Raw genomic sequence first — 18,565 nt, 5'->3', positions numbered from 1 at the left:
TCAGCCGTGATCGATATCAGCCCGTCCGTGATGCAGTTCCTTCTGGCGTTCATCGTGGCCGCACCGCTCCTCGGCGCCGTCGCGGCCCTCCTCCCGGCCCCGCCCGGGCTCAAGGGCAGGAGCCCCGAACAGGCCGTGCTCCGCCACGGCGTCACCGTCACCGGTGTCATCCTCGCCGCGGCCGTCGCCCTCACCCTGGGCTTCGACCACGACGCCCCGTCCCGCTTCCAGGCGACGACGGACATCAGCTGGATCCAGGCGCTGAACATCCGGATCCACCTCGGCGTCGACGGCATCTCGCTCCCCCTCCTCCTGATGACCGCGCTGCTGTTCTTCCTCTGCGCGCTCTACAGCTACTTCAAGCTCCCCGAGGGCCCCTCCCCGAAGGCCTTCGTGGCACTGCTGCTCGTCCTCGAGTCCGGCACCCTCGCGACCTTCGCCGTCCTCGACCTGATGCTGTTCTTCCTCGCCTTCGAGATGGTCCTCATCCCGATGTACTTCCTCATCGCCCGCTGGGGCGGCGCTCAGCGGCAGGCCGCCGCCTGGAAGTTCATCCTCTACACCCTCCTCGGATCCGTGGTCATGCTCCTCGGACTGCTGCTGATCGGACTGAACAGCGGCACTTTCGACATGGTGGCACTCGCCTCTGACAACGGCCGCGGACTGACCCACACCACCCAGATCCTGGCCGTCCTCGCCATCGGCACCGGCCTCGCCGTGAAGACCCCGATGTGGCCGCTGCACAGCTGGCTGCCCGACGCCCACACCGCGGCGCCCACCGTCGGCTCCGTACTCCTCGCCGGCGTCCTGCTGAAGATGGGCACGTACGGCTTCGTCCGGATCCTGCTCCCCGTCACCCCCGACGGCATGCACACCTTCGCCCCCTACCTCGGCGCCCTCGCCGCCGTCGGCATCGTCTACGGGTCCCTCGCCTGCCTCTCCCTCGCCCGCAAGGGCAACAAGGGCGACCTCAAGCGCCTCATCGCGTACTCCTCCGTCGGCCACATGGGCTTCGTCCTGCTCGGCATCGCGACGATGACCCCCACCGGCGTCAACGGCGCGCTGTTCGCGAACATCGCCCACGGCCTGATCACCGGCCTCCTCTTCTTCCTGGTCGGCGCCCTCAAGGACCGCTACGGCACCGCCGACATCGACACCCTCGCCGGAGCCACCGGCGCCGCCCTCTACGGCCGCGCCCCCCGCCTCGGCGCGCTCCTGGCGTTCGCCGCCGTCGCCTCCCTCGGCCTGCCCGGCCTGGCCGGGTTCTGGGGCGAGATGCTGGCCCTGTTCGGCGCCTTCGACCCGGCCGCGGGCCTGTCGCGCCCCGCCTTCCTCACCTACATGGCCGTCGGCGCGTTCGGGACCCTGCTCACCGCCGCCTACCTGCTGGTCGTCGTGCGGCGCGTCTGCATGGGCGACCCGAAGGCCGGCCCCGAGCTCACCCTCGCGGACGTGCACCGCTACGAGTTCGCCGCATGGACCCCCCTGGTCGCCCTCACCGTCCTCGCCGGCCTGTGGCCCGCCACCCTCCTCGGCCTGACCGACCCGGCCGTACAGAAGCTCCTCGCAGGAGGCAACGCATGACGGCCCTGACGGCCCTGGCCGCCGACACCCCCAGCCTGGTCCAGTCCGTCGACTGGCTCGCGATCACCCCCGTGGTCGTCCCCGCCGCCGTCGCCCTGCTCGTCCTGGTCGCCGACCTCTTCCTGCCCGAGGCCCGCAAGCCCGTCCTCGGCTGGATCTCCGTCGCCGGCCTGGCCGCCGCGACCGCCGCCCTGCTGCCGCTGCGCGCCGGCGACCGCACCACCTTCTGCCTCACCGCCGACCCCGGCGCGTGCAGCTACACCGCCGACCACTTCGCGCTCGTCATCCAGTTCCTCGTGCTGGCCGGCGCCCTGGTCACCGCCCTGCTGTCGGTCACCGTCGTCCGCGAGGGCCGCATCCCGGCCGGCGAGTACTGGTTCCTGCTGCTCTCCTCCGCCGCCGGCGCCGCCCTGCTGCCCGCCTCCCGCGACCTCGCCACCCTGATCGTCGCCCTGGAGGTCGCCTCGCTGCCCGCCTTCGCCCTCGTCGGCATGCGCCGCGGCGACCGGCTGTCCTCCGAGGCCGCCCTCAAGTTCTTCCTCTCCTCGGTCACCGCCACCGCCGTCTCCCTGATGGGCGTCAGCCTCGTCTACGCCGTCACCGGCACCCTGCACCTGACACGGGTCGCCGACCGGCTGGAGGACGTCCCCGGCCAGCTCGACACCCTCGCCATGGCGGGCGTCGCCCTCACCCTCGTCGGCTTCGCCTTCAAGACCGCGGCCGTCCCCTTCCACTTCTGGGTCCCCGACACCTACGTGGGCGCCCCGCTGCCCGTCGCCGGCTACCTGTCGGTGATCGGGAAGGCCGTCGGCTTCACCGGCCTGATCCTCGTCACGGTGATCGCCTTCCCCGCCTACTCCGACGTCTGGGGCCCCGCCCTGGCCGTGCTCGCCGCGCTCACCATGACCCTCGGCAACGCCGCCGCCCTGCGCCAGTCCACGGACCGCGCGCACGGCGCCGTGCGCCTCCTCGCCTGGTCCTCCGTCGGCCAGGCCGGCTACCTCCTGGTCCCGATCGCCGCGGCCGCCTACTCGGACCGCGACCAGATCGGCTCCACCGTCGCCTACGCCCTCATGTACGCCGCCGTGAACCTCGGCGCCTTCGCCGTCGCCGCGCTGGTCGCCCGGACCAGGCCGCTCAACCGGATCGAGGACTACCGCGGCCTGTACGCCGAGCGTCCCGCCGCCGCCCTGTCGCTGGCCTTCTTCCTGCTCTGCCTGGCCGGCCTGCCGCCGGGCATCATCGGCCTCTTCGCCAAGGTCACCGTCTTCCGGTCCGCCGTCGACGCGGGCCTGGGCTGGCTCGCCGTGGTCATGGCCGTCAACGTCGTCGTCGCCCTGTACTACTACCTGCGCTGGACCGCCCTGCTCTTCCGCACCCCGCAGACCGAGGGGGAGGCCCCGGCGGCCCGTACGAAGGCCCCCTGGCCCCTCACGGCGGCCATCGCCCTCACCGCCGTGACCGCCCTGGTCCTGTCCGGCGCCCCGCAGCTGGTCCTGCGGTTCGCCGCGGGCACCCTCTTCCCGCTGTAGCCCGCCCGCCGCGCCCGCCCCGCGGGCCCTCACCCGTACGGACCAACGCCCACCGCCGTCCCCGGCCCGTGCCACCGGGGCGGCGGTGGGCGGACGCGCGCCGGGAACCAGACGCCGCCACCTCGCGTTGACCACAAAGGGAGGGTCCACTGGACCGAAGACCCTCAGATCCACGACGGGGCTCCCCTGACGCACCACTTGGAGGGCGTACCGTGCACCGCCGGCACAACGGGCTGAAGACCGCCGTACTCCTCGGCGGGATGTCCGCACTCATCATCGTCATCGGCAGCTTCTTCGGGCGGGGCGGCCTGATCGTCGCTGTCCTGGTGGCCCTGGGGACGAACGCGTACGCGTACTGGAACAGCGACAAGCTGGCGCTACGCGCGATGCGCGCCCGCCCCGTCAGCGAGTTCGAGGCCCCCGAGCTCTACCGCATGGTCCGCGAGCTCTCCACGTCCGCGCGCCAGCCCATGCCCCGCCTCTACATCTCGCCGACCGAGGCCCCCAACGCCTTCGCCACCGGCCGCAATCCGCGCAACGCCGCCGTCTGCTGCACCGAGGGCATCCTGCGCATCCTCGACGAGCGAGAGCTGCGCGGGGTCATCGGGCACGAGCTGAGCCACGTCTACAACCGGGACATCCTGATCTCCTCGGTCGCCGGAGCCCTGGCCTCCGTGATCATGTTCCTGGTGAACTTCGCCTGGCTGATCCCGGTCGGCCGCTCCAACGACGACGAGGGCCCCGGCATCTTCGGCATGCTGCTGATCATGCTCCTCGGCCCGCTCGCGGCGTCGGTGATCCAGCTCGCCATCAGCCGCTCGCGCGAATACGAGGCGGACGCCTCCGGAGCCCAGCTCACCGGCGACCCCCTCGCACTGGCCGGAGCCCTGCGCAAGCTCGACGCCGGCACCAAACAGCTTCCGCTGCCCCCGGAGCCCCGGCTGGAGACGGCGAGCCACATGATGATCGCCAACCCCTTCCGCCCGGGCCAGGGACTCTCCAAGCTGTTCTCGACGCACCCCCCGATGGCCGAGCGCATCGCCCGGCTCGAACAGATGGCAGGCCGCAGCCAGTGAAAACCATCCTGAACGTCATATGGCTCGTGCTCAGCGGGATCTGGCTGTTCCTCGGCTACTGCCTGGCCGGCCTGATCCTCTGCGTCACGGTCATCGGCATCCCCTTCGGCATAGCGGCCTTCCGCATCGCCGTCTACGCCCTGTGGCCCTTCGGCTACACCACGGTCGAGCGCCGCGACGCGGGCGCCCCGTCCTGCGTGGGCAACGTCCTGTGGCTGGTCCTGGCCGGCTGGTGGCTGGCCCTGAGCCACATCGCCACCGGCATCGCCCTCTGCGTCACGATCATCGGCATCCCCTTCGGCATCGCCAACTTCAAGATGGTCCCCCTCTCCCTCCTCCCCCTGGGCCGCGAGATCGTCCCCACCGACGCCCCCTTCGCCTCCCGGTGACGGCGGGCGCCCGCTTCGCCCTCCGGGGCGAGGACGAGGACCACGAGGAGGAGCAGCTGTGGGCCCTGTGCGAGGAGGCTGAGAACCTCTTCGCCGACCCGCCGGAGCCGCCGCGGCGCCGCTACGAGCTGCTGGGCTGCGCCTGGGAGGGGGAGCTGCCGGCGGCGCTGGGCTTCCTGGTCCTCAAGCCGCTCGACGAGCACGGCACCCCGCTGTGGGAGTGGTACCTGGAGGACGCCCGCGTCCTGTCCGCCCGGCCGTCCGCCCGTGACCTGTCGCGGCTGGACGTGACCATCGAGGCCGTACGCTCCGAGCAGCAGCCGCGGTACCCGCAGCGGGTCGCCCTGTCGGTGGGCTTCAGCCTCTCGGACGTCGACGACAGGCTGCTGGGCCACTTCCGGGACCTCGCCGAGGTGCTGCCCGTGGCGGAGCCGGAGCCCCACCCCGTACGCCTCCTCAAATGCTCCCTGCACGGGCCGCTGCGGGACGTGGTGGAGGGCCGGCGCAAGCGACGGCTCGCCTACCGGCACCTCGACGCGCTGGACACCGCGGGCGAGGTCCTCTCCGTCGTGGGACACCCGGACATCGTCGACTGGGAGCCCTCCCCGCGCGGGCCGGGCCTCTACGACCTGACCGTGCACATGGACCCGCAGCCCCCGGTCGTCGCCGGGATCTGGCCGCTGTGGCGCGAGGGCCGCCCGGCCGTCCCCAACCTGTGGGCGGGCTTCGACGCCTCCGGCCGGGCCCGCTGGCTGGACCCCGCCCTCCACCACCGCACGGGCCCGGACCGCCCGGCCGGCGCCACCTACCACCTCGACGGCCGGCACGTCACCGACTACGAGGGCTTCTTCTGCGCCCTCGGCGAGGCCGTCAACGGCCCCGGCGGATACTTCGGCCGCTGCCTCAACGGCGTCTCGGACGCCCTGGGCGGCGGATTCGGGGCGACCTCGCCGTTCACCCTCGTCTGGCACGACCACGAGACGGCCCGCCGCTGCCTCGGCGTCCAGCCGCTGACCTTCGGCCCGGCGCCCTTCTCCGAACTGCTCGCCTTCTTCGAGGAGAAGCACGTCGAGGTCGTCCTCGCCTGAGTTATCCACAGGGCGGGACGGCTGTCAGTGCTCTGCCTCACCATGAACACATGAACGAGACCGAGCAGTTGCTGGAGCAAGTCACCGACCGCGTACGCCACTCCGTGCGCGAGCACGGAAAGCCCCTTCCCGTCCCCCTGGCGGAGGGGGAGACCGACCGGGCGGAGCACGTACTGGGATTCGCCCTGCCGCCCCTGCTGGCCGCGCTCTACACGCGCGTCGGCGACGGCGGATTCGGGCCCGAATACGGGCTGCTGCCGCTCCGTCAGGCCGTAGCGGAGTACGAGGGGGGCCGCGGCTCCGACTGGGGCTGGCCGGAGGGCGTCCTGCCGATAGCCGACCTCGGCTGCGCCATGTACGCGTGCGTGGACTGCCGCTCGGACACCGCCCGGATGCTCCTCTTCGAGCCCAATCCCGGTGATCCCGACCTCGCCTGGTACCACCACTCCCCGAGCCTGGCGGGCTGGCTCCGCGACTGGCTCGACGGCACCGGCTGGTTCCGCGAGGAGTGGGACGAGGACCAGGGGGACCTGGACCTCTGGGCGGAGTTCAACTCCCGCTGCCGGAGCTGAGCCCGCGCCGGATTCCATAAGCCAGCGCGCCCAGGGCCAGTACCGCCGCGCCCGTGGCCGCCGAAGCGGCCGGCAGGGCGCAGGCCAGCAGGACACAGCCGGACAGCCCCGCCGCTGCCACGGCACGACCCTTGACATCTGAACCGAGAGTCCATGCGGAGGCGTTCGCGATCGCGTAGTAGGCCAGCACTCCGAAGGAGGAGAAGCCGATCGCGCCCCGCAGATCGGCGGTGGCCGCGAGCACCGCCACCACCGCGCCCACGGCCAGTTCCGCGTGGTGCGGCACCTGATGCCGGGGATGCACGGCGGCCAGCGCGCGCGGCAGATGGCCGTCGCGGGCCATCGCCAGCGTGGTCCGCGACACCCCGAGCACGAGGGCCAGCAGAGAGCCCAGCGCGGCCAGCGCCGCGCCCACCCGGACGACCGGCACCAGTCCAGGCCGGCCGGCCGCGCGCACCGCGTCGGCCAGCGGGGCGGACGACCCCGCCAGCCCGTCGGCACCGAGCACCGACAGGGCCGCCACCGCCACGGCGGTGTACACCAGCAGGGCGATCCCCAGCGCGAGCGGCACCGCGCGCGGGATGGTGCGCTCCGGATCACGCACCTCCTCGCCCAGCGTCGTGATCCGGGCATAGCCCGCGAAGGCGAAGAACAGCAGGCCCGCGCCCTGCAACAACCCGGAGCCGCCGCCCCACCCGCCGCCGGCCACCCGGCCCGCCCCCGCCGCGCCGGAGGTCAGGCAGGCCACGACGACCGCGGCCAGCACCGCCAGCACGACCGCCACGATCAGCCGGGCGATCCGGGCGGACTTCTGCACCCCGCCGTAGCCCGCGGCGGTCAGCGCCACCACCGCCGCCACGGCCACCTCGTGCTCCCGCCCGGGCCACACGTACGCCCCGACGGTCAGCGCCATCGCCGCGCAAGAGGCCGTCTTGCCGACGACGAAACCCCATCCGGCCAGGTACCCCCAGAAGGGGCCGAGCCGCTCGCGCCCGTACACGTACGTGCCGCCCGAGGAGGGGTAGCGGGCGGCGAGCCGCGCCGAGGAGTGCGCGTTGCAGTAGGCCACGACGGCCGCCACCGCCAGAGCGGCCAGGAGCCCGCCCCCCGCCGCGCGGGCCGCCGGGGCGAGGGCGGCGAAGATCCCGGCGCCGACCATCGCGCCGAGCCCCACCACTACGGCGTCCGACACCCCCAGGGTGCGCTTCAGCTGGTTGTCCACGCGCGGAGGGTAGCCGGGCTAGATGACGCCCTCGCGTCCGGGAAGCGGTGCCCGCTTGCGCTCCCAGCCCTCCAGCGCCGTCAGACAGGCGTGGTCCAGGTGGCGCAGCCCGCTCAGGTCGAGCCGCACCGGCGCCCCGTGCGGCAGGGCCTCCAAGGAGTCCAGCAACTTCGGCAGCCGCAGGAAGCTGGCGTTCCCCACGACCCGCACGCACAGCTCCTCACCCTCCCAGACCTCCTCGACGTGCACGTGGGAGGTCTCCCAGGCGGCCTTGGCCACCGCCAGGCCCAGCCCGACCAGCACCCCCTCGAAGAGACTGGTGGCCAGGATCGAGACGGCCGTCACCACCAGCACCACCGCCTCGCCCCGGTGCGTCCGCCACAGCGCGGCCACCGCCCGCGCCGGCAGCAGTTTCCAGCCCGCGTGCAGCAGCACCCCGGCGAGCGCCGCGAGCGGCACCACCTCCAGCAGCTGCGGCAGCGCCACGGCGAACAGCAGCAGCCAGCCCCCGTGCAGGATCCGGGACGCCCGGGTACGCGCCCCGGCCTCCACGTTGGCCGAACTGCGCACGATGACGGCGGTCATCGGCAGCGCCCCCAGCAGCCCGCACACCGCGTTGCCGAAGCCCTGCGCGACCAGCTCGCGGTCGTAGTCGGTGCGCGGCCCCTCGTGCATCCGGTCCACGGCGGCGGCACTGAAGAGGGTCTCGGCGGAGGCGATCAGCGCGAGCGCCACCACCGTCCCGACGGCCCCCACGGAGCCCAGCACCCCGAAGTCCGCCCATCCCGGCGGCGACACGGCCTCCAGCACCCCCGTCACCCGGACGGTCTCGACGGGCAGCCGCAGCAGCGCGGCCGCGGCGGTGGCGGCCGCGACCCCGACGAGCGCACCCGGCACCACCCGCAGCCGCGCCGGCACCCGCCGCCACAGCACCAGGACGGCGATGGTCCCCGCCCCCAGCGCCACGGCGGCCCAGTCGGCCCGCGCCCCCAGCTCGTGCATCCCGCCCAGCTTGGCCAGGGTCTGTCCGGGGGCCCGCACCCCGCCGAGGGCGTAGAGCTGCCCGGCGATCAGCACGAGCCCGATCCCGGCGAGCATCCCGTGCACCACGGCCAGCGAGATCGCCCGGAACCACCGCCCGAACCGCAGTGCGCCCAGGCCCAGCTGGACCAGGCCCGCGGCCAGTACGAGGACCCCCAGCGCGGGCAGGCCGTAGCTGCCCACGGCCTCGTAGACGAGGACGGTCAGCCCGGCGGCGGGCCCGCTGACCTGGAGCTCGCTGCCCCGGAACCAGCCGGTGACCAGCCCGCCCACGACCCCGGTGACGATCCCCAGCTCGGCGGGGACGCCGGAGGCGACGGCTACGCCGACGCAGAGCGGGAGAGCCACCAGCGCGACGACGACGGACGCCCCGAGGTCCGCTCGGAAACTGCCGGCCCCAGGCATGCGGGAACCCCCTCGTGAGGACGGTGACGGATGTCACCCAGCCTGTGGGGCGCGCCCGTCGGCGCCCAGTCACCACAGGGGGGCCGGACGGGAGCGCGCGCCGCTCACGCCGGGCACACGCCCCGGGCGCCGACACGGCGAAGGGCACAACGCGGGCGCCCGCCGGGAGCCCCCGGCGATCCGCCCCCGTTGTGCCCCACGGGGTCCGATCAGCGACGTACGCGCAGGTCAGCGGTAGTTCACGAACTGGATGGCGAAGTCCAGGTCCTTGCCCTTGAGGAGGGCCTGCACGGCCTGGAGGTCGTCGCGGCTCTTGGAGCTGACGCGCAGTTCCTCGCCCTGAACCTGGGCCTTGACGCCCTTGGGGCCCTCGTCCCGGATGATCTTCGCGATCTTCTTGGCGTTCTCCTGGGAGATGCCCTCCTGGATCGTCGCGAAGATCTTGTACTCCTTGCCGGACAGCTGCGGCTCGCCGGCGTCCAGCGCCTTCAGCGAGATCCCGCGCTTGACCAGCTTGGTCTGGAACGCGTCGAGGATGGCCTTGACCCGCTCCTCGCCGTTCGCCTCCATCAGGATCTTCTCGCCGGACCAGGAGATCGAGGCGCCGGTGCCCTTGAAGTCGTAGCGCTGCGAGATTTCCTTGGCGGCCTGGTTGAGGGCGTTGTCGACCTCCTGCCGCTCGACCTTCGAGACGATGTCGAAACTGGAGTCGGCCATGTGCTGTGGCTCCTTGAAGTCGGCTGCGGTATGCCCCGGAGGGCCGCGGCCGGACATCCCCGGACCGCTCCGCAAAGCCTAGCCACCGCACCCGGCGGAAGTGCTGATCAATCCGGTGGCGAAGCACCCCCGCACATCAGGTATCGTTTACGTCGTTGCCAGGGAACGACGCCGCGAGGCGGAGGGATCCAGGCGACATCCCATGGCGGTGTGCCCGAGTGGCCAATGGGAGCGGACTGTAAATCCGTCGGCTTAGCCTACCCAGGTTCGAATCCTGGCGCCGCCACGCGAGTGGAACCCCCGTTCATCTGCGGAAGCGCAGTGGACGGGGGTTTCTTCGTAGTGCCGCGGCCGGTCTACGGCGCGGTGACCGTCAGGTGGTAGGTCGTGTCGAGCCAGAAGCCGTTCGTGGCGGCCGCGTCGATCTCCAGGACGAACTGGCCCGGCGGCAGCGGGTCGAGTGCGCACCACAGGCCCCAGGCGACCTGCGGTATCCCCAGGACGGGGAAGGGCTTCGAGACGAACTCCCGCAGCGGCAGCGGGGAGCCGTTCAGTGCCGCCGAGGCCCGCGTCGGCTCCAGCCGCGACGGCTTCGTCAGGAACGGCACCGCCGCGCGCCTGGTGTTCAGCACCGGGAAGAAGACCGGACGGCCCGTCGGGACGCGGCACCGGCGCACCACCCGGCCGCCGTGGGTGCCCGCCAGGAACCACAGGTCCTCGGGCTGCCGCCGGCCGGCGTAGGCGCCCGTCGTGTCCGCCACCGGGCTCTCGCCCTCCGGCGCGGACAGCGCCCACTTCCACCACCTGGCCGCGAGCCGGCCGCCCTCCGCCGCGCCGAGCCGCCAGTTCCCGTCGCCCATGCCGTGTCCCGGTCCCCCCGCGGCCGCCCCCTGCGGCCGGATTCCGGGTGACCCTATCGGCCCCCACCGCGCACCGAACCGGGCGGCCGGTCGTTCTCGCGGCGTGGGACGCACCAGGAGGAGGCGGCCGAGCGCGGCGCCCGTGCCGAACGGATCCGGCAGGCCTACCAGGAGCAGTTCGGGCGCGGGCCGGTCGGTCGCGCCGACACCGCGCTGGAAGCCGACCTCCAGCCTTGACCCGAAGGGGATGTGACGGCCCGTCGTGCCCTACGGCGGCTCAGTTGCCCGCCACGTCCTTCACCGCGACCGCGGCCGGCGTCGAGCCCGACAGCAGCTCCAGCGTCAGGCCGGCCGTCGCCGGGGTCTCGACCAGTTCCGCGAGCACCGCCGCCACGTCGTCCCGCGTGACGCTGCCCGGCCCGGTGCGCGCCTCCAGCCGGACCAGCCCCGTGCCGGGGTCGTCGGTGAGGACGCCCGGGCGGAGGATCGTCCACTCCAGGCCGAGCCGGGTCCGCAGGTGGTCGTCGGCCTCGCCCTTGGCCCGCAGGTAGGCGTCGAAGACCTCGTCCCCCTCGTGCCGGGCGTCCGCGCCCATCGAGGAGACCATCAGGAAGCGGCGCACCCGGGCCCGTTCGGCGGCGTCGGCGAACAGCACCGCCGCCCCCCGGTCCACGGTCTCCTTGCGCGCCGCACCGCTGCCCGGACCGGCTCCGGCGGCGAACACCGCGACGTCCGCGCCCTGGAGGATCCCCGCCACGTGCTCCACGGAGGCCGACTCCAGGTCGCACAGCACCGGTTCCGCGCCGGCCGCGCGCAGATCGGCGCCCTGCTCCGGGTCCCGGACGATCCCGGCGACCTCGTACCCGCGCGCGGCGAGCAGGCGCTCCAGCCGCAGCGCGATCCGACCGTGTCCACCCGCGATGACGATGCGCATGTCCCGACCGTACGACGACCCGGGCGACCCCGCCCGCGAACGCCCGGCCGGCCCTCAGGGGCCGGGCTCCATCCGGCCCTGCCGGGGCAGGTCCAGGGCCACCGCGACCGCCGAGTCGCAGTACTCCCGTACGGCACTCGTCCGGGCTACCACCCGCCCCCGGTGGATCACGATCCGGCTGTACGCCAGCGACAGCACCCCGGCGATCCGCTCCCCGCGCACGGCGAGCAGCTCCGCCGGGAAGCCGGCCTCCACCCGGACCTCCGGCAGGGCCATCGCCTCGCGGGCGGCGGCGCTGACCGCGTCGTAGGCCTCGGCGGCGCGCAGCCCGCCCTGGGAGGCCAGCAGGTAGGCGGCTTCGAGGGGGTCGCCCCGGCCGACCGGGTTCCCCGCGTCCCGCAGCGCCCCGCTCCCGGCGGCGACCCGGACCCCGGCGGCGCGCAGCAGGCGTACGGGGGCGGTGCGCAGGCCGCGGCGCTCCAGGGCGGCGCAGTCGCCCTGCGGGAGGCAGGTGACCCGGACGCCGGCCGCCGCGAGCTGGTCGGCGGCGCGCGAGGCGGCGTCCAGCGGCAGCCGGGACAGCCCGCCGCAGGGGCCGATGGTCACCCCGGGCCGCAGTCCGCCGGCCATCGCCGCGAGCCGGCCGAGGCGGCCGGGGTCGTCCCCGTCCGTGTGCAGGTCCACGGGGCAGCCGTGCTCGGCGGCCAGCTCCAGGACCGCCTCGACGAAGCCCGTCGGGTCGGGGTCCAGGTCGGGACAGCCGCCGATCACCGAGGCGCCCATCTTCACGGCGTCGCGCAGCATCGCCAGCCCGTCGGCCCCGGCCACCCCGGTCAGCAGCCGGGGCACCGCCACCGCGGTCAGGTCGGTGAGCCCGCGCAGGGAGCGGCGGGCCTGGAGCGCGGCCTCCATCGGCCCCAGCCCGTGCACGTCGCCGATCCGGATGTGGGACCGCACGGCGGTGGCCCCGTGCCCGAGCTGGAGCAGCGCCGCCTCGGTGGCCCGGCGCTGCACCTCGTCGCGGCTGTACGACACGGGCCCCTCGCCGTCGGCGGTCAGGGCGGTGTCCCCGTGCGCGTGCGGCTCGGCCGGGGCGGGCAGCAGCAGGTAGCCGCGCAGGTCGACCCGGGCCAGGGCGGGGGCCGGGAGGCTGCCCCCGGTCCCGACGGCCTGGATGCGGCCGCCGCTGAGCCGGACGTCGACCGTGCGCCCGTCGGTGAGCCGGGCGCCCGTGAGCAGGAGCCCCGTGGCCTCGGGGGCGGAGCCGCCGGCGGGCGCGCGGCCCGAGGTGCGGGCGGGCCCGTCGGCGGGCGTGCGGCCCGGCCCGGCGGCCGCGCTCCGGCCCGGCCCCCCGGACGCCCGGGACGGCCCTCCCGCGCCGCCCTTGGGCGGGCCGCCCGCAGAACCCTTGGGCGGGCCTCCGCCCGGGTTGCCGGATGGGTTGCGGGGTGAGGGGGACGGCTGCTGCGGCTGGCTGTCGGACATCGCGCTCCTGCGGCGGCTCGGGCGGTTCCTGAGCCGTGGCCGCAGCCCGCGGCCCAAGATCACGCAGCGTGCTCAGAGCCTAGGGTGCGGGGCTCCCGGGTTCGCGGAGGAGCGCAATAGTCGTACCGGTGTGGTGCCCACGCGCCTCGTGACCCCCGGACACGCCCCCCTGCGGGGCCGACGCCGCGTGAGCGGCGGTGCGGCTGTGACCCCGGACACAAAAGGGCCCGTTTGTGCCGGGAGAGCGCCCCGCGGGCGATCGGGAAAGAGGCGCGCGGGCGGTCCGAGCCCAGTCCCCCCAAAGGATTTGGGCGATCGGCGCGCAACCGTGTAATGTCTTCCTCGCTCGCCCCAATAGCTCAGTCGGTAGAGCGTCTCCATGGTAAGGAGAAGGTCTGCGGTTCGATTCCGCATTGGGGCTCTGGTGAGAGAGGTTCCCCGCCCTCGGGCGGGGAACGGATCTCATCAAAGCGGCGTAGCTCAGTCGGTAGAGCAAGCGGCTCATAATCGCTGTGTCACCGGTTCAAGTCCGGTCGCCGCTACCACACCCAGTAGCCGATTGCGGGGTCGGTCTCCCGATCGGCTACTCTTTTATGCGTTCATCCGTCCCATAGTCCGTCAAGGAGCACTCACGTGGCTGCCACCGACGTCCGCCCGAAGATCACGCTGGCCTGCGTGGAGTGCAAGGAGCGGAACTACATCACCAAGAAGAACCGGCGTAACAACCCGGACCGCATGGAGATGAAGAAGCACTGCCCGCGCTGCAACTCGCACACCGCGCACCGCGAGACCCGCTAGTCACTGGCGAAGTCTCCGCACAGGCACCTTCACGAGGTCGTCCCCTTCTGGGGGGCGGCCTCGTGTCGTTTCCGCACCGGTTCCTTGATCCGGAGCCCCTTCCACAGGAGGTAGTGAGCCATGGCACTCGACCAGGCCTTCGTGGGGCGGACCTACCCGCCCACCGAACCGTATGAGGTCGGCCGGGAGAAGATCCGCGAATTCGCGGTCGCGGTGGGTGACGAGAATCCCGTCTACACCGACCCCGAGGCGGCCAAGGCATTCGGTCACCAGGACGTGATCGCCCCGCCGACTTTCGTGTTCGCCATCACCTTCGCCGCCGCGGGCCAGGTCGTCGAGGACCCGCAGCTGGGCCTGGACTACAGCCGCGTCGTGCACGGCGACCAGAAGTTCGCGTACGTGCGCCCCGTGCGCGCGGGCGACCGGCTCACCGTGACCTCCACCATCGAGGCCGTGAAGACGATGGCCGGCAACGACATCATCGACATCCGCGGCGAAGTCCACGACGAGTCCGGTGAGCACGTGGTGACCGCGTGGACCAAGCTCGTGTCCCGCGCCCCCGAGGAGGCCTGAGATGACCGCGCAGATCCACTACGCCGACGTCGAGGTCGGCACCGAGCTCCCGGCGGCGTCCTTCCCCGTGACCCGGGCCACGCTCGTCCGCTACGCCGGCGCCTCCGGTGACTTCAACCCGATCCACTGGAACGAGAAGTTCGCCAAGGAGGTCGGGCTGCCGGACGTCATCGCGCACGGCATGTTCACCATGGCCGAGGCGGTCCGCGTCGTGACCGACTGGGTCGGCGACCCGGGCGCGGTCGTGGAGTACGGCGTCCGCTTCACCAAGCCGGTCGTCGTCCCGAACGACGACGAGGGCGCGCTGATCGAGGTCACCGCCAAGGTCGCGCAGAAGCTGGACGACAACCGCGTCCGGGTCGACCTGACGGCGATGAGCGCCGGCCAGAAGGTCCTGGGCATGTCCCGTGCGGTGGTCCGGCTGGCCTGACCGGCCGCCTGGCGACGGGCAGGGGCGCGGGGCGACCACCCCGCGCCCCCTCCGCCCGTTCCTTCGGACCCACCCCCTTGACCAAGTTAGTGATTGAGTACTAACTTTCTCTGCATGGCAAGGATGAGTGCGGACGAGCGGCGCGAGAGCGTCATCCGCGCCGCGATCCAGGAGTTCGCGCGCGGCGGCTATCACGGGACCTCCACCGAGGCGATCGCCAAGCGCGTCGGGGTCTCGCAGCCGTACCTCTTCCGCCTGTTCCCGGGCAAGAAGGCCATCTTCCTGGCCGCCGCCGGGCGGTGCCTGGAGAGCACCCGCAAGGTCTTCGCCGACGCCGCCGAGGGGCTGCACGGCGAGGAGGCCCGCGCCGCCATGGGCGAGGCCTACGTCCGGCTGATCGCCGAGGACCCGGCGATGCTCCAGATGCAGCTCCAGATGTACGTCACGGTGGCCGCCGCCGAGGCCGCCGGGGACCGCGAGCTCGGTGAGCTCGTACGGGCCGGCTGGCTGGAGCTGTGGGACACCGTCGGGATCCCGCTCGGCGATGTCCAGGAGACCACCGCCTTCATGGCGCAGGGGATGCTCATCAACACCCTGTCCGCCATGGGGTTCCCGTCCGGCCACCGGATCTGGGGCGGCTTCCCGGGCGCCGTCGACAAGGCGGCCGGTTCGGTGCGCGGCCCGGCGGGCGGCCGCGCGGTGTGAGGAGCGGGGCCGGACGTGGCCCCGTATCCGTCTGCCCATGAAAGTTAGTCAGCAATAACTAACAAACTCTCGCAGGGGGAAGCATGACCCAGCAGAAACTCGGGCCGTCCGCGGTCTGGGCCCTCGTCCTCACCGGCGCCGCCGGCTTCATGGCCGCCCTCGACAACCTCGTCGTCACCACCGCCCTCCCCGCCATCCGCGCCGACCTCGGCGGGAAGCTGGAGGACCTGGAATGGACGGTGAACGCCTACACGCTCACCTTCGCCGTCCTGCTGCTGTTCGGCTCCGCCCTCGGCGACCGCTTCGGCCGCCGCCGGCTGTTCACCGCCGGCCTCGCCCTCTTCAGCGGCGCCTCCGCCGCCGCGGCCCTCTCGCCCGGCATAGGCCAGCTCATCGCCGCCCGCGCCGTCCAGGGCGCCGGCGCGGCGGTCATGATGCCGCTCAGCCTCACCCTGCTCACCGCCGCCGTCCCGGCCGCCCGCCGGGGCATGGCCCTCGGGATCTACGGAGCCGTCACCGGCCTGGCCGTCGCCAGCGGCCCCCTCATCGGAGGCAGCCTCACCGAGCACGTCTCCTGGCAGTGGATCTTCTGGCTGAACGTGCCCGTGGGCCTGGCCCTGATCCCGCTCGCCCGGCTGCGCCTGGCCGAGTCCACCGCCCCGGACGCCCGCCTCGACGTCCCCGGCACCCTCCTGGTCAGCGGCGGCCTCTTCGGCATCGTCTACGGCCTGGTCAACGCCAACGCCCACGGCTGGACCAGCGCCCCCGTCCTCACCGGCCTCATCGCGGGCAGCGCCCTCGTCGGCGGCTTCGTCCACCACGGCTTCCGCAACGCCAACCCCATCCTGCCCATGCGCCTCTTCCGCCACCGGGGCTTCTTCGGGATCAACCTCGCCAGCCTGCTGATGTACCTCGGCATGTTCGGGTCGATCTTCCTGCTCAGCCAGTTCCTCCAGGGCGTCGCCGGCTACTCGCCCACCGAGGCCGGCCTGCGCATGCTCCCCTGGACCGGCATGGGGATCGTCGTCGCCCCGCTCGCCGGGACGCTCGCCGACCGGATCGGCGGCCGCCCCGTCGTCGTCGCCGGACTGGCCCTCCAGTCCCTCGGCCTCGCCTGGTTCGCCCTCGTCCTGACCCCCGGCGTCTCCTACACCGCCCAACTGCCGGCCCTCGTCCTCAGCGGGATCGGGATGTCCCTGTACTTCGCCCCGGCGAGCCACGTGCTGATGTCCACCGTGGCCCCCGCCGACCAGGGCAAGGCCTCAGGCACCAACAACGCCCTGCGGGAGGTCGGCGGCGCCCTCGGAGTGGCCGTCCTCGCCTCCGTCTTCTCCGCCCGCGGCGGCTACGAGACCCCGCGGGCCTTCACCGACGGCACCGTCCCCGCCCTGTGGATCGGCGCCGCCGCCGTCGCCCTGGCCGCCGCCCTGGCCCTGCTCCTGCCCCGCGGAACCAAGCGGCCGTCCCCGGCCCCGGCCGCCGCCACCCCGTCCGCCCGCACGCCCGAGGTGACCGCCGCCAGCTGAATCCCAGCCCGCAATGTACTACCCAAACTCCCGCACGGCCCATTACGATGCGTACGACTCAAGAGGCGCTGGCGCCCCTTACTCCCTGCGCGGCCCGATCTGGATCCGAAACCGAAGGAGCCCAGCCATGCCCGACATCCCCTGGACCACGCCCACCCCGCCGGCCCCCGACGCCGAGGTCTACGTCATGGCCTCCCGCTTCGAAACCGCCACCCTCGCGGGCGCCTTCAAGTTCTTCCTCAAGGCCCCCGGGATCGTCGCCCAGGTCCGCAAGGCCCCCGGCGCCCACGGCGCCGCCCTCCGGGCCCGCGTCTTCCGCCGCACCTTCCTCACCCTCTCCGCCTGGGAGGACCGGGACGCCCTCTACCGCTTCGCCCGCAGCGAGCCCCACCGCTCCAGCTCCCGCGCCGCCAGCGCCTACATGAAGGAATCCGCCTTCACCTACTGGACCGTTCCCGCCGCCGAACTCCCCCTCGCCTGGGACGAGGCCGAGCGGCGCCTGGACGAGCGGAAGCCGAGCCACTGAGTGCCCCGCCGGGATGCGAGGGGGACGGACCGTACTCTTGTCCACGTGCAGGAACTCCACGACGCCCCCCTCGCCCCCTTGACCACCTTCCGCCTCGGCGGCCCCGCGGCCCGCCTGGTCACCGCGACCAGCGACGCCGAGGTGGTCGAAACCGTCCGCGCCGCGGACGCGAGCGGCACCCCGCTCCTGGTCATCGGCGGCGGCAGCAACCTCGTCATCGGCGACGAGGGCTTCGACGGCACCGCCCTGCGCATCGCCACCACCGGCTTCACCCTCGACGGCACCACCCTGGAGCTCGCCGCCGGCGAGAACTGGAGCGACGCCGTCGCCCGCACCGTCGAGGCCGGCCTCGCGGGCATCGAATGCCTCGCCGGGATCCCCGGCTCCGCCGGCGCCACCCCGATCCAGAACGTCGGGGCGTACGGCCAGGAGGTCTGCGACACCATCACCGAGGTCGTCGCCTACGACCGCACCACCGGCGAGACGGTCACCCTCACCGCCGCCGAGTGCGCCTTCCGCTACCGCAACAGCCTCTTCAAGGACCAGCCCGACCGCTACGTCGTGCTGCGCGTGCGCTTCGCGCTGGAGGACGCGGGCGGCCTCTCCGCGCCGATCAAGTACCCCGAGACGGCCCGCGCCCTCGGCGTCGAGGCCGGCGACCGCGTCCCCGCCGCCACCGCCCGCGAGACCGTCCTGCGGCTGCGTGCCGGCAAGGGCATGGTCCTCGACCCCGCCGACCACGACACCTGGTCCGCCGGCTCCTTCTTCCACAACCCGATCCTCACCGACGAGGCCTACGCCGCCTTCCTCGTCCGCGCCCAGGACCGCCTCGGCCCCGACACCGCCCCGCCCGCCTACCCGGCCGGCGAGGGCCGTACGAAGACCAGCGCGGCCTGGCTGATCGACAAGGCCGGCTTCACCAAGGGCTACGGCACCGGCCCCGCCCGCATCTCCACCAAGCACACCCTCGCCCTCACCAACCGCGGCGGGGCCACCACCGAGGACCTGCTCGCCCTGGCCCGCGAGGTCGTCGCCGGGGTCCACGAGGCCTTCGGCGTCACCCTCGTCAACGAGCCGGTGACGGTCGGCGTCCGCCTCTGAG

The 18,565-nt window shown here is 73.3% G+C and carries 19 protein-coding genes and 3 tRNA genes; 16 read left to right on the top strand and 6 right to left on the bottom strand.

The window, feature by feature from the left end:
• The first annotated feature begins 30 nt into the window (after positions 1 to 30).
• The 6 genes from ACFY0O_RS11415 to ACFY0O_RS11390 all read left to right on the top strand — a co-directional run bounded on the left by ACFY0O_RS11415 (position 31) and on the right by ACFY0O_RS11390 (position 6,241).
• The gene (locus ACFY0O_RS11415) at positions 31 to 1,584 is read left to right on the top strand and encodes a NuoM family protein (RefSeq protein ID WP_388945636.1); all 1,554 of its coding nucleotides are present in this window, start codon (positions 31 to 33) and stop codon (positions 1,582 to 1,584) included.
• On the top strand, positions 1,581 to 3,116 hold the full coding sequence (locus ACFY0O_RS11410) for an NADH-quinone oxidoreductase subunit N (protein WP_388945546.1): 1,536 nt from the start codon (positions 1,581 to 1,583) through the stop codon (positions 3,114 to 3,116). Before ACFY0O_RS11415 ends, ACFY0O_RS11410 begins: the two co-directional genes overlap by 4 nt.
• 212 nt (positions 3,117 to 3,328) lie before the next feature.
• Positions 3,329 to 4,192, top strand: a complete 864-nt coding sequence (gene htpX / locus ACFY0O_RS11405; RefSeq protein ID WP_358899328.1) for a zinc metalloprotease HtpX — start codon at positions 3,329 to 3,331, stop codon at positions 4,190 to 4,192.
• The gene (locus tag ACFY0O_RS11400) at positions 4,189 to 4,581 is read left to right on the top strand and encodes a YccF domain-containing protein (RefSeq protein WP_388945543.1); all 393 of its coding nucleotides are present in this window, start codon (positions 4,189 to 4,191) and stop codon (positions 4,579 to 4,581) included. Before htpX ends, ACFY0O_RS11400 begins: the two co-directional genes overlap by 4 nt.
• Positions 4,578 to 5,669, top strand: coding sequence for a hypothetical protein (locus ACFY0O_RS11395; RefSeq protein ID WP_388945540.1), 1,092 nt, complete (start codon positions 4,578 to 4,580; stop codon positions 5,667 to 5,669). Before ACFY0O_RS11400 ends, ACFY0O_RS11395 begins: the two co-directional genes overlap by 4 nt.
• A gap of 50 nt (positions 5,670 to 5,719) precedes the next feature.
• Positions 5,720 to 6,241 (top strand): SMI1/KNR4 family protein, encoded by a 522-nt coding sequence (locus tag ACFY0O_RS11390; RefSeq protein ID WP_388945537.1) that lies wholly within the window; start codon positions 5,720 to 5,722, stop codon positions 6,239 to 6,241.
• Here the strand turns inward: ACFY0O_RS11390 and ACFY0O_RS11385 are convergent.
• From ACFY0O_RS11385 to ACFY0O_RS11375, 3 genes are all read right to left on the bottom strand, one after another.
• The gene (locus ACFY0O_RS11385; protein ID WP_388945535.1) at positions 6,219 to 7,463 is read right to left on the bottom strand and encodes an APC family permease; all 1,245 of its coding nucleotides are present in this window, start codon (positions 7,461 to 7,463) and stop codon (positions 6,219 to 6,221) included. The genes ACFY0O_RS11390 and ACFY0O_RS11385 overlap by 23 nt on opposite strands.
• Before the next feature lie 18 nt (positions 7,464 to 7,481).
• Entirely contained in the window at positions 7,482 to 8,909 is a 1,428-nt protein-coding gene (locus tag ACFY0O_RS11380; RefSeq protein ID WP_388945533.1) for a SulP family inorganic anion transporter, read from the bottom strand.
• 228 nt (positions 8,910 to 9,137) lie between these two features.
• Positions 9,138 to 9,626, bottom strand: coding sequence for a YajQ family cyclic di-GMP-binding protein (locus ACFY0O_RS11375; RefSeq protein WP_344163382.1), 489 nt, complete (start codon positions 9,624 to 9,626; stop codon positions 9,138 to 9,140).
• Between the two features lie 204 nt (positions 9,627 to 9,830).
• On the opposite strand from ACFY0O_RS11375, the gene ACFY0O_RS11370 reads away from it, so the two are divergent.
• Positions 9,831 to 9,912 (top strand) — tRNA-Tyr (locus tag ACFY0O_RS11370).
• A 70-nt stretch (positions 9,913 to 9,982) separates the two neighbouring features.
• Here ACFY0O_RS11370 and ACFY0O_RS11365 read toward each other — a convergent pair.
• The 3 genes from ACFY0O_RS11365 to ACFY0O_RS11355 all read right to left on the bottom strand — a co-directional run bounded on the left by ACFY0O_RS11365 (position 9,983) and on the right by ACFY0O_RS11355 (position 12,905).
• Positions 9,983 to 10,486: a hypothetical protein gene (locus ACFY0O_RS11365; protein WP_388945531.1), complete on the bottom strand. Its 504-nt coding sequence runs from the start codon at positions 10,484 to 10,486 to the stop codon at positions 9,983 to 9,985.
• A 277-nt stretch (positions 10,487 to 10,763) separates the two neighbouring features.
• Positions 10,764 to 11,420: an SDR family oxidoreductase gene (locus ACFY0O_RS11360; protein WP_358893671.1), complete on the bottom strand. Its 657-nt coding sequence runs from the start codon at positions 11,418 to 11,420 to the stop codon at positions 10,764 to 10,766.
• Positions 11,421 to 11,474: 54 nt separating this feature from the next.
• Positions 11,475 to 12,905, bottom strand: coding sequence for an amidohydrolase family protein (locus tag ACFY0O_RS11355; RefSeq protein WP_388945528.1), 1,431 nt, complete (start codon positions 12,903 to 12,905; stop codon positions 11,475 to 11,477).
• A gap of 348 nt (positions 12,906 to 13,253) precedes the next feature.
• Between ACFY0O_RS11355 and ACFY0O_RS11350 the strand changes: the two genes are divergently transcribed.
• The 9 genes from ACFY0O_RS11350 (at position 13,254) to ACFY0O_RS11310 (ending at position 18,564) form a co-directional block, all read left to right on the top strand.
• Positions 13,254 to 13,326 (top strand) — tRNA-Thr (locus tag ACFY0O_RS11350).
• 48 nt (positions 13,327 to 13,374) lie between these two features.
• Positions 13,375 to 13,450: transfer RNA gene (locus ACFY0O_RS11345), tRNA-Met, on the top strand.
• Positions 13,451 to 13,538: 88 nt separating this feature from the next.
• Positions 13,539 to 13,703: a 50S ribosomal protein L33 gene (rpmG, locus tag ACFY0O_RS11340; RefSeq protein WP_007265873.1), complete on the top strand. Its 165-nt coding sequence runs from the start codon at positions 13,539 to 13,541 to the stop codon at positions 13,701 to 13,703.
• Between the two features lie 120 nt (positions 13,704 to 13,823).
• Positions 13,824 to 14,276 (top strand): MaoC family dehydratase N-terminal domain-containing protein, encoded by a 453-nt coding sequence (locus tag ACFY0O_RS11335; protein ID WP_358893669.1) that lies wholly within the window; start codon positions 13,824 to 13,826, stop codon positions 14,274 to 14,276.
• Between the two features lies 1 nt (position 14,277).
• Entirely contained in the window at positions 14,278 to 14,706 is a 429-nt protein-coding gene (locus ACFY0O_RS11330; protein WP_358893668.1) for a MaoC family dehydratase, read from the top strand.
• A 114-nt stretch (positions 14,707 to 14,820) separates the two neighbouring features.
• On the top strand, positions 14,821 to 15,411 hold the full coding sequence (locus ACFY0O_RS11325; RefSeq protein WP_388945524.1) for a TetR/AcrR family transcriptional regulator: 591 nt from the start codon (positions 14,821 to 14,823) through the stop codon (positions 15,409 to 15,411).
• Between the two features lie 83 nt (positions 15,412 to 15,494).
• A complete protein-coding gene (locus tag ACFY0O_RS11320; protein ID WP_388945521.1) occupies positions 15,495 to 16,937 on the top strand; it encodes an MFS transporter in 1,443 nt (480 codons plus the stop codon).
• 127 nt (positions 16,938 to 17,064) lie between these two features.
• Complete coding sequence (locus ACFY0O_RS11315; protein ID WP_388945518.1) at positions 17,065 to 17,463, top strand: DUF3291 domain-containing protein; 399 nt, start codon at positions 17,065 to 17,067, stop codon at positions 17,461 to 17,463.
• Positions 17,464 to 18,564 carry a UDP-N-acetylmuramate dehydrogenase gene (locus ACFY0O_RS11310; protein ID WP_388945516.1) on the top strand — a complete coding sequence of 367 codons (1,101 nt, stop codon included), beginning with the start codon at positions 17,464 to 17,466 and terminating at the stop codon, positions 18,562 to 18,564. It abuts the gene before it with no gap.
• Position 18,565 lies beyond the last annotated feature (1 nt).

This window comes from Streptomyces sp. NPDC001594, from assembly GCF_042893675.1.
Taxonomy (GTDB): domain Bacteria; phylum Actinomycetota; class Actinomycetes; order Streptomycetales; family Streptomycetaceae; genus Streptomyces.
This window is presented reverse-complemented; position numbering and strand designations above follow the sequence as displayed.

Excerpts from the sequence above, each read along its gene's own strand:
- ACFY0O_RS11320 (WP_388945521.1), top strand. The coding sequence starts at position 15,495 with ATGACCCAGCAGAAACTCGGGCCGTCCGCGGTCTGGGCCCTCGTCCTC.
- ACFY0O_RS11325 (WP_388945524.1), top strand. The coding sequence starts at position 14,821 with ATGGCAAGGATGAGTGCGGACGAGCGGCGCGAGAGCGTCATCCGCGCC.
- ACFY0O_RS11335 (WP_358893669.1), top strand. The coding sequence starts at position 13,824 with ATGGCACTCGACCAGGCCTTCGTGGGGCGGACCTACCCGCCCACCGAA.
- ACFY0O_RS11375 (WP_344163382.1), bottom strand. The coding sequence starts at position 9,626 with ATGGCCGACTCCAGTTTCGACATCGTCTCGAAGGTCGAGCGGCAGGAG.
- ACFY0O_RS11330 (WP_358893668.1), top strand. The coding sequence starts at position 14,278 with ATGACCGCGCAGATCCACTACGCCGACGTCGAGGTCGGCACCGAGCTC.
- ACFY0O_RS11355 (WP_388945528.1), bottom strand. The coding sequence starts at position 12,905 with ATGTCCGACAGCCAGCCGCAGCAGCCGTCCCCCTCACCCCGCAACCCA.
- ACFY0O_RS11415 (WP_388945636.1), top strand. The coding sequence starts at position 31 with ATGCAGTTCCTTCTGGCGTTCATCGTGGCCGCACCGCTCCTCGGCGCC.
- ACFY0O_RS11390 (WP_388945537.1), top strand. The coding sequence starts at position 5,720 with ATGAACGAGACCGAGCAGTTGCTGGAGCAAGTCACCGACCGCGTACGC.
- ACFY0O_RS11360 (WP_358893671.1), bottom strand. The coding sequence starts at position 11,420 with ATGCGCATCGTCATCGCGGGTGGACACGGTCGGATCGCGCTGCGGCTG.
- ACFY0O_RS11410 (WP_388945546.1), top strand. The coding sequence starts at position 1,581 with ATGACGGCCCTGACGGCCCTGGCCGCCGACACCCCCAGCCTGGTCCAG.
- ACFY0O_RS11315 (WP_388945518.1), top strand. The coding sequence starts at position 17,065 with ATGCCCGACATCCCCTGGACCACGCCCACCCCGCCGGCCCCCGACGCC.
- ACFY0O_RS11365 (WP_388945531.1), bottom strand. The coding sequence starts at position 10,486 with ATGGGCGACGGGAACTGGCGGCTCGGCGCGGCGGAGGGCGGCCGGCTC.
- ACFY0O_RS11380 (WP_388945533.1), bottom strand. The coding sequence starts at position 8,909 with ATGCCTGGGGCCGGCAGTTTCCGAGCGGACCTCGGGGCGTCCGTCGTC.